We start from the raw sequence: 8,675 nt of genomic DNA on the forward strand, positions 1-8,675 counted from the left end.
CTGGCTGGCCAGCCCCGCCGATGCGCCGGCCGACGCCTCCGCGCCCACGGCCGCCAGCACGCCTGGCACGGTGCGCATCGAAGTTGCCGAAGTGCAGCAGGCCACCTTTTCGCGCGGCATCTCGGCGGTGGGCAGCCTGCGCTCCGACGAATCGGTGGTGCTGCGGCCCGAGGTAGCCGGGCGCATCCAGCAGATCGACTTCAACGAGGGCCAGCCGGTCGAGCGCGGGCAGGTGCTGATACGCCTGGACGATTCGGTGCCCCGGGCCGAGCTTGCCCAGGCGCGCGCCAACCTGTCGCTGGCCCAGAGCCATTACCGGCGCGCCGTAGACTTGCAGGGCCGCGGTTTCGTCAGCCAGCAGGCGCGCGACGAAGCCGCCAGCAACCTGAAAGTGCAGCAGGCGGCTACGGCGCTGGCCCAGGCCCGGCTCGACAAAATGACCATACGCGCGCCGTTCGCCGGCGTGGCGGGGCTGCGCAGCGTGTCGGTCGGCGATTTCGTCGACCAGGGCCAGGACCTGGCGCCGCTCGAGGCCATCGACCCCCTGAAGGTCGATTTCCGCGTGCCCGAGATGTACTTCAACCGGGTCAAGACGGGCCAGGTTCTGACAGTGCGCCTGGATGCCCTGCCGGGTGAAGACCGCGAAGGGCAGGTCTACGCCGTCAGTCCGCTGGTGGACGCGGGGGGGCGCTCGATTCTGCTGCGTGCCACCGTGCCCAACCCGGATGCGCGCCTGCGGCCCGGCATGTTTGCGCGGGTGCAATTGCTGTTCGGCAGCGAACAGGTCCTGGTGGTGCCCGAGGCGGCCCTGGCGCCTTCGGGCCAGGGCCAGTATGTGTTCAATGTGCGCGACGGGCGGGCGCACCGCGCTGAAGTCACGCTGGGCGAACGCCGCGACGGCAAGGTCGAGATCCGTACCGGCGTGGCCCTGGGCGACAGGGTGGTCGTGGCGGGCTTCCAGCGCCTGACCGACGGCGCGCCGGTCGAGATCGTGCCCGCGCCCGCCAGCGCACCCACCACGGCGGCACGGCCATGATCCTGTCCGAGATCTGCATCAAGCGCCCGGTGTTCGCATCGGTGCTGTCGCTGATCATTGTGCTGGTGGGGCTGATTTCGTATTCGCGCCTGACGGTGCGCGAATATCCCAACATCGACGAACCCATCGTCTCCGTCAATACCACCTACAAGGGCGCTTCGCCCGAGGTGATCGAGTCGCAGGTGACCAAGCCGCTGGAAGACCAGCTGGCCGGCATCGAGGGCGTGAACGTCATGACCTCGCGCAGCCGCACCGAGCGCAGCCAGATCAACATCAAGTTCGACCTGTCGCGCGACCCGGACGCGGCGGCGGCAGAGGTGCGCGACAAGGTCTCGCGGGCGCGGCGCTATCTGCCCGATGAAATCGACGAACCCATCATCGGCAAGGTCGAGGCGGACGCGCTGCCCATTATTTATATCGCGGTAGAATCGGGCTCGTTGTCGGCCATCCAGACTTCGGACTACATCAACCGCTACATCAAGACGCGCCTGTCGGTGCTGCCGGGGGCGGCCGAAGTGCGGGTGTATGGCGAGCGCCTGCCGTCCATGCGCATTTATGTGGATCGCGACAAGCTGGCCGCCTACAGCCTGACCGTCCAGGACGTGGAAACCGCGCTGGCCAGCCAGAACGTGGAAATCCCGGCCGGCCGCATCGAATCGCGCGACCGCGAGTTCACGGTGGTGTCTTCCACCGATCTGCAGACCCCGCAGCAGTTCGCGAATATCGTGGTGGCCAACGTGAAGGGCTACCCGGTGCGCATGGGCGATGTGGCCCGGGTGGAAATCGGCGCGGCCGACGACCGCATCCTGTCGCGCTTCAATGGCAGGCCGGCCATCAATATCGGCCTGACGCGGCAGTCCACCGCGAACCCCCTGGATCTTTCCAAGGCCGTGCGCGCCGAGGTCGCGCAACTGAACGAAACCCTGCCGGCCGGCATGAAGCTGAACATCGCCTACGACACCTCGGTGTTCATCGAACGGTCGATCCAGTCGGTATTCCAGACCATAGGCGAAGCCATCGTGTTGGTGGTGCTGGTCATTTTCTTCTTCCTGCGCAATTTGCGCGCCAGCATCATCCCCATTGTCACCATTCCGGTCTCCCTGATCGGGGCCTGCGGGCTGATGTATCTGTTCGGGTTTTCGGTCAACACACTGACCCTGCTGGCCATGGTGCTGGCCATCGGGCTGGTGGTGGATGACGCCATCGTCGTGCTCGAGAATATCTTCCGGCATATTGAAAATGGCATGCCGCGCCGTCAGGCGGCGCTGCAGGGGTCCAAGGAAATCGGTTTCGCCGTGGTGGCCATGACGCTGACATTGGTCACGGTGTATGCCCCCCTGGCCTTTGCCACCGGGCGCACCGGACGGCTGTTCATCGAATTCGCCCTGGCCCTGGCCGGCGCGGTGCTGGTGTCGGGTTTCGTGGCGCTGACGCTCACGCCGATGATGTGCGCGGTGCTGCTGCGCCACGAGCCGCGCCACAACCGCTGGTACAACCTCATTGAAGGCTGGCTGGACGCCCTGGGCCGTGGCTACCGGCGCGCGCTGGGCGTGTCGCTGCGCCACCGCGCCGTGGTGGTGGTGCTGGGCCTGCTGGTGGCGGGGGCCAGCGGGGTGCTGTTTTCGGTGGTCAAGAGCGAACTGGCGCCCGTCGAAGACCGCGGGGTGATCTTCGGCACGGTCAGCTCGCCCGAAGGCGCCACCCTGAACTACACGCTGGGCAGCATGCTCGACCTTGAGCACCACTACAGCCAGATCCCGGAGGCCGAGGCCTATCAGGTATCGGTGGGGTACCCGACGGTCAGCGATGCCACGGCCATCCTGCGGCTCAAGCCCTGGGAACAGCGCGACCGCACGCAGCAGGAAATCGCCCGCGAACTGCAGCCCAAGTTCGCGGCGCTGCCGGGCGTGAAGGCGTTTCCCACCAATCCGCCTTCGCTGGGCCAGTCGGCGCGTTCCAAGCCGGTGGAATTCGTCATCATGAGCCAGGCGCCGTACGCGGAACTGGCCAAAATGGTGGACGTGTTCCTGAATGCGCTGCGCGATTATCCCGGGCTGCAGAACCTGGACACCGACCTGCGCCTGAATACGCCGGAACTGCGCGTCCAGGTCGATCGCGACAAAATGGCCGACGTGGGCGCGGGCGTGGACGTGGTGGGGCGCACGCTGGAATCCATGCTGGGCGGCCGCCAGGTTACGCGCTTCAAAGACCAGGGCGAGCAGTACGACGTCATCGTGCAGGTGCTGCCGCGCGACCGCGCCAACACCACCGATATCTCCGGTATCTACGTGCGCACGCGCGATGGCGGCATGGTCCAGCTGGACAACCTGCTGTCCGTGAACGAAGGCGTGGCGCCGCAGTCGCTCAACCACTTCAACCGGCTGCGCGCGGTGAAGGTCGAGGCGGCGGTGGCGCCGGGCTACGCGCTGGGCGAAGTGCTGGACCACATGCATGACGTGGCGCGCCAGGTGCTGCCACGCACGGTGGTCATCGACCTGGACGGCCAGGCGCGCGAATTCCGCGACTCGTCGGGCAGCATCTATCTGGTGTTCGCCATGGCGCTGGCCTTCATCTACCTGGTGATGGCCGCCCAGTTCGAAAGCTGGCGCAATCCGCTGGTCATCATGCTGTCGGTGCCCTTGTCCATGACGGGCGCGCTGCTGGCCCTGTGGCTAAGCGGCGGCACCTTGTCCATTTACAGCCAGATCGGCCTGATCACCCTGGTGGGCCTGATCACCAAGCACGGCATCCTGATCGTGGAATTCGCCAACCAGTTGCGCGACCAGGGCGCCGGGCTGTTCGACGCGGTGGTCGAGGCCAGCGTGCTGCGCCTGCGTCCCATCCTGATGACCACCGGCGCCATGGTGCTGGGCACGCTGCCGCTGGCCATCGCCCACGGCGCCGGGGCCGAATCGCGCCAGCAGATCGGCTGGGTGCTGGTGGGCGGGCTGACGCTGGGTACACTATTGACTTTGTTCGTGGTGCCCGTGGCCTACACCCTGATCGCGGCCGCCCGGCCCAGCCCCGGCCACGCGGCCCCGGGCTCCGCCCAGGCCGTGCCCCACGACACGCCATCCGCTACTGACTAATCCGCCATGCGCCAGATCATTTTCGACACAGAAACCACCGGGCTGGACCCCGCCCAGGGGCACCGCATCGTCGAGATCGGTTGCGTCGAGATCGTGAATCGCACGGTCACCGGCAACCATCTGCATATCTACCTGAACCCCGATCGCGATAGCGACCCGGAAGCCCTGGCGGTGCACGGGCTCACCACTGAATTCCTGGCCGACAAGCCGCGGTTTTCCGAGGTTACCGGGCAGTTCCTGGAGTTCATCCAGGGGGCCGAACTCATCGCCCATAACGCCGCGTTTGACGTGAAATTCTTCAACGCCGAACTGGCGCGGGCCGGCCACCAGGGAATCGGCGAGTACTGCGCGCAGATCACCGATTCGCTGCTGCATGCGCGTACCCTGTACCCAGGCAAGCGCAACTCGCTGGATGCGCTGTGCGACCGCCACGGCATTTCGAATGCGCATCGCACCCTGCACGGCGCCTTGCTCGACTCGCAGTTGCTGGCCGAAGTCTGGCTGGCCATGACACGCGGCCAGGATGCCTTGCTGATCGATGTAGATGATGCCAGTCCGGGCGGCAGCGGCGGCATGGCGCTGGGAGCGTTCGACGGGTCGGTGCTGCCGGTGCTGGGCGCCACCGCCGAAGAACTGGCCGAACACGAAGAATACTTGGCCAGCCTGGACAAGGCGGTGGATGGCGCCTGCGTCTGGCGCGCACTGGACACGCCGGCCACCGCGGGCGCCTGAACCTCCGCGGCGGCGCATCGGTAACCCGTGTTTGCACGGGCCGCGTTTCTCGTGCTAGAATTTCGCCTCTTTGGGTGGTTAGCTCAGTGGTAGAGCACTGCCTTCACACGGCAGGGGTCACAAGTTCGAAACTTGTACCACCCACCAAATCGGAAGGGCCGGCAGCGTAAGTTGCCGGCCCTTCGTCATTCTTGCGGCGGCCCGGGGGCTTCACGCCTGATCCAGCGTCCGCACCATGTACCGCGCGCCAGCGCCATACCGGGCCAGCTTGGCCTGCAGCGCCGTGCCGGTTCCCGCCGATTGGTAGCCCAGCCGTTCCCAGTAGCCGATGGCCGGCCGCAATGCCACCAAACTGGTGTGGCGTAGTCCGCGTTGCCGGGCATGGGCCAGCCCGCCGTGCAGCAGCGCTTGCGCCACACCCGTGCCCTGGGCGGCCGGCAGTACGGCGCAGTCGTGCACGAACCAGCTGTCGGCATCTTCGGGCAGGGCGTCCAGCGCCACATCGAGTGTCGGCGGATGGCCCGACACCCAGGGGTAGGCCACCAGATAACCCAGCAAGCCGTGTTCGCCGTGTGCCACCATGCAGGTGCCGGGTGACACCTGCATGCGGTTCAGGAACAGATCGGCGCCTTCCAGCAGGGCGGCGGGGTAAACGCTGGCCTGGATGGACAGCACCTCGTCGATGTCGCGCCGGCACATGGCCCGCACGCGGTGGCCTTCGGTCATGAACACTCCATGGGAACACTTCATTGTAGGAGGGGGGGCCGACAGCGCGCGCCGGCCCGGTGCCAGCCTGGATTCCGTCATTCTTGGCATTATCTTTTGTTTAAGCGTATTGTCGGGCTTGGCGGCCGGACCAGCCGCCGCACGTTCTTCGACACTGACATTTGCCGGAAACTCTGGGCGGCTAAGCTGCGTGCTGGCGCCCTATGGCGGAGCGAGTCGAAATGGGCAGCGAACAACCCGATGTCAGTTCTTCCGACGGCCTGGCCCGCTTGTTCGGCCATGCCTCGCCGCCCGACTCCGGGCGTTGGTGGAAGCGTATCGTCGTGTGTGGCGACGATTTCGGCATGGACGACGGCATCGATGCCGGCATCGTGCGCCTGGCCGGCATGAATCGCCTCAGCGCCGTCAGCTGCCTGGTCCAGGGCGCAAGCTTTGCCACCCATGTCCGCCGCCTTGCCGACTTGAACATCGACCTGGGGGTGCACCTGAACCTGACCGAGGCCCTGGGCGCGCTGGACCAGGCCGAGGTCCTGCCCTTGTCGTCGCTGGTGGCGCGAGCCTATGCCGGGCGCCTGGACGATGCCTGGCTCGATGAGCACCTGCAACGCCAGTTCGACGCCTTCGAAAAAGCCGTGGGCCGCGCGCCGGACTACGTGGACGGCCATCATCATGTGCACCAGTTGCCCGGCGTGCTGCCGCGCCTGGTGCACCTGCTGGAACAGCGCTACGGCTGCCGGGTGCCCTGGCTGCGCCACACGGCACCGGGCATGCAGGAAGGCATTCCGCTGCGCGAATCCACCAAGGCGCGCCTGATCGGAGCCATGGGTTCGGGCGCCGTGGCGCGCGCGGCCAGCCGCGACGGCTGGCGCGCCAATCGCCGCCTGCTGGGGGTATACGGCCTGCAAGGCGGGGCGCGGCACTATGCCGGCCTGCTGCAACACTGGCTGCATAATGCGCGCGACGGCGATTTGCTGATCTGCCATCCGGCCATGCCCGGCACCAGCGGCATGCATGCGCGACAGCGCGCCGCGGAATTCGAAGTGCTGGCGCGCCCGGACCTGGGCGACTGGATGCGGTTGAACGGCGTGCGCGTGACGCGGCCTTCATAAAGGTAAGCGGCAGGCAAGCCGGGCATCGCCAGGCGGGCCGCGCAGCGGCCCTGCCAGTGGCCTTACATGGGGGTGTTGGTGGCCAGTGCGCCGCCGCTGCCACTGGCGGGATACGCGCCGCCGGCGTCGCGCACGAAATCGGCCACGGCGGTTTCGTAGACCTGGCCACTGCGGATGGCGCCCGAATGCGAGGCGCCGTCGATTTTCACCAGGCGCTTCAAGTTGGCCGGTACCTTGAGGGCGGCCGCGAACAGTTCATCGCTCATGGTGTGGGGCACGACGCGATCCGCCGTGCCATGCAGGAACAGCATGGGGGTGGTCAGGGTGGCCAGTTTTTCCACCGAGGCGAACGGCTGGGTGACCAGCAGGCTGGCGCCCGGCAGCTTGCCCCATTTCAGGGTACCCAGCATGGCGGCGATGCTGGTGAAGCTGGATTCGACGATCAGCCCCGCGAACGGCGGCATATCGGGACGCGAAGCCAGGTCGATGGCGATGGCACCGCCCAGGCTGTGGCCATACACGAAGCGCCGTGCAGGGTCGGGCTGGCGCCGCGCCAGTTCGTGCAGGGCTGCCGCCGCATCCGCGAACGCGGTTTCCTCGGACGGCAGCAGGGGCGTGGATGCGCCGAACCCGCGGTAGTCGATCGCCAGCACGGAATAACCCATGCGCGTCCAGCCTTCCATGCGGAATGCGCTGCCGTTCAGGTTCCAGCGCGCGCCATGCAGATACAGCACGGTGGGGGCCTGGGCATCGGGGTGCTGCCAGTACCAACTGTGCACGGTATCGCCGCCGGGCAGGGCCAGGTCGAACACCTCGGTGCCCGTGGGCGGTTCGCGCCACCAGCGCTGCTGGTCGGTTTCGGGCGAGAAAATCGCCTGCCGCTGCCAGGAATCGAGCTGGGTGCATCCCACCGCGCTGGCGGCGGCAACGAGCCCGACGCCCAGCAGGCGGCGCAAAGAATAGCGTGGCAGCAATGACATGACCAATATGACCCGGACACTGGCGCCAGGTTCCGTTGCCTGGCGCGCCGGCGCCGGCCGGTGGGGCCGCGTTCAGGCCGGCCCGGCCAGTTCCAGGGCCACCGGATACAGCGAGGCCACCAGCAGCAGCGCCATGCCTATATTAAACAAGCGGATCGCCATGGGCCGGTGCAGCAGCTTCTGCAGGGCCGCGCCGAAGGCCGCCCAGGCGCCGATGCTGGGCAGGTTGACCAGGCAGCACACCAGGGCCGCCAATGCCAGGTTCCAGTAGAAGCCGGCTTGGGGGGTGTAGGTGGCGATCACGCCCACGGCCATCACCCAGGCCTTAGGGTTCACCCACTGGAACAGGGCGGCTTGCAGGAATGTCAGGGGCTGGCCGCGCGGGCTGCCGCGGTCCATGGGGCCGGACATGGCGATCTTCCAGGCCAGATACAGCAGGTACAGCGCGCCGGCGTACTTGAGCACGGTGTACAGCCATGGAAACTGCTGGAATGCCGTGCCCAGCCCCAGGCCGACCAGCACCAGCATCAAGGTAAAGCCCAGGTTCACGCCCAGCATGTGCGGAATGGTGCGGCGGAAGCCGAAGGTCAGGCCGGACGAGGCCAGCATGATGTTGTTGGGGCCGGGCGTGATGGAACTGACCAGGGCAAACAGTGCCAGCGGGCCCAGCAGCAACAGGGTATGGTCGAGGGCGGGGCTCATGATGCTTTCCGGACGATCGCGCGGCGCCCGCCCGCAATGATTGCAATCACGGCCAGGGCAAAGACAAAAGTAATCGGTTCTACCGCTTCGTGAAAGAGCAGGGCGGCCGCAACCACCGTCAGAAAGGGCTGCAGCAGCTGGATCTGGCCGACACGGGCGATGCCTCCGGCCGCCAGGCCGCGGTACCAGGCAAAAAAGCCCAGGAACATCGATCCGAACGCCAGGTAGGCAAAGGCGGCCGCCACCGGGGCGCTGGGCCACGGCGTGTCGGCGGCCAGCCACAGCACGGGCAGCGCCACCG

8 protein-coding genes and 1 tRNA gene are annotated in these 8,675 nt (G+C 67.1%); 5 read left to right on the forward strand and 4 right to left on the reverse strand.

Annotation, left to right across the window (positions count from 1 at the left end; genetic code table 11):
• The 4 genes from LPZ50_RS17595 to LPZ50_RS17610 all read left to right on the forward strand — a co-directional run.
• On the forward strand, window positions 1–1,036 hold a 1,036-nt coding region (locus LPZ50_RS17595), incomplete at its 5' end, for an efflux RND transporter periplasmic adaptor subunit (protein ID WP_230663113.1).
• Window positions 1,033–4,125, forward strand: a complete 3,093-nt coding sequence (locus tag LPZ50_RS17600) for an efflux RND transporter permease subunit (RefSeq protein ID WP_230663115.1) — start codon at window positions 1,033–1,035, stop codon at window positions 4,123–4,125. The genes LPZ50_RS17595 and LPZ50_RS17600, both read left to right, overlap by 4 nt.
• A gap of 6 nt (window positions 4,126–4,131) precedes the next feature.
• Window positions 4,132–4,857 (forward strand): DNA polymerase III subunit epsilon, encoded by a 726-nt coding sequence (dnaQ, locus tag LPZ50_RS17605; RefSeq protein ID WP_230663117.1) that lies wholly within the window; start codon window positions 4,132–4,134, stop codon window positions 4,855–4,857.
• Window positions 4,858–4,929: 72 nt separating this feature from the next.
• Window positions 4,930–5,004 (forward strand) — tRNA-Val (locus tag LPZ50_RS17610).
• A 63-nt stretch (window positions 5,005–5,067) separates the two neighbouring features.
• Here the strand turns inward: LPZ50_RS17610 and LPZ50_RS17615 are convergent.
• A complete protein-coding gene (locus tag LPZ50_RS17615) occupies window positions 5,068–5,583 on the reverse strand; it encodes a GNAT family N-acetyltransferase (RefSeq protein ID WP_230663119.1) in 516 nt (171 codons plus the stop codon).
• Window positions 5,584–5,804: 221 nt separating this feature from the next.
• Here LPZ50_RS17615 and LPZ50_RS17620 point away from each other — a divergent pair, with 221 nt between their 5' ends.
• Window positions 5,805–6,692 carry a ChbG/HpnK family deacetylase gene (locus LPZ50_RS17620; RefSeq protein WP_329957678.1) on the forward strand — a complete coding sequence of 296 codons (888 nt, stop codon included), beginning with the start codon at window positions 5,805–5,807 and terminating at the stop codon, window positions 6,690–6,692.
• A 62-nt stretch (window positions 6,693–6,754) separates the two neighbouring features.
• On the opposite strand, the gene LPZ50_RS17625 is transcribed toward LPZ50_RS17620, so the two are convergent.
• From LPZ50_RS17625 to LPZ50_RS17635, 3 genes are all read right to left on the reverse strand, one after another.
• A complete protein-coding gene (locus LPZ50_RS17625; RefSeq protein WP_230663121.1) occupies window positions 6,755–7,672 on the reverse strand; it encodes an alpha/beta hydrolase in 918 nt (305 codons plus the stop codon).
• Between the two features lie 72 nt (window positions 7,673–7,744).
• On the reverse strand, window positions 7,745–8,374 hold the full coding sequence (locus tag LPZ50_RS17630) for a LysE family translocator (RefSeq protein ID WP_230663123.1): 630 nt from the start codon (window positions 8,372–8,374) through the stop codon (window positions 7,745–7,747).
• Window positions 8,371–8,675, reverse strand: a 305-nt coding sequence (locus tag LPZ50_RS17635; protein ID WP_230663125.1) for an EamA family transporter, incomplete at its 5' end; no start/stop codon positions are given. The genes LPZ50_RS17635 and LPZ50_RS17630, both read right to left, overlap by 4 nt.

The sequence above is a fragment of the Bordetella petrii genome (assembly GCF_020991325.1).
In the GTDB taxonomy this organism is placed as follows: domain Bacteria; phylum Pseudomonadota; class Gammaproteobacteria; order Burkholderiales; family Burkholderiaceae_B; genus Bordetella_A; species Bordetella_A petrii_E.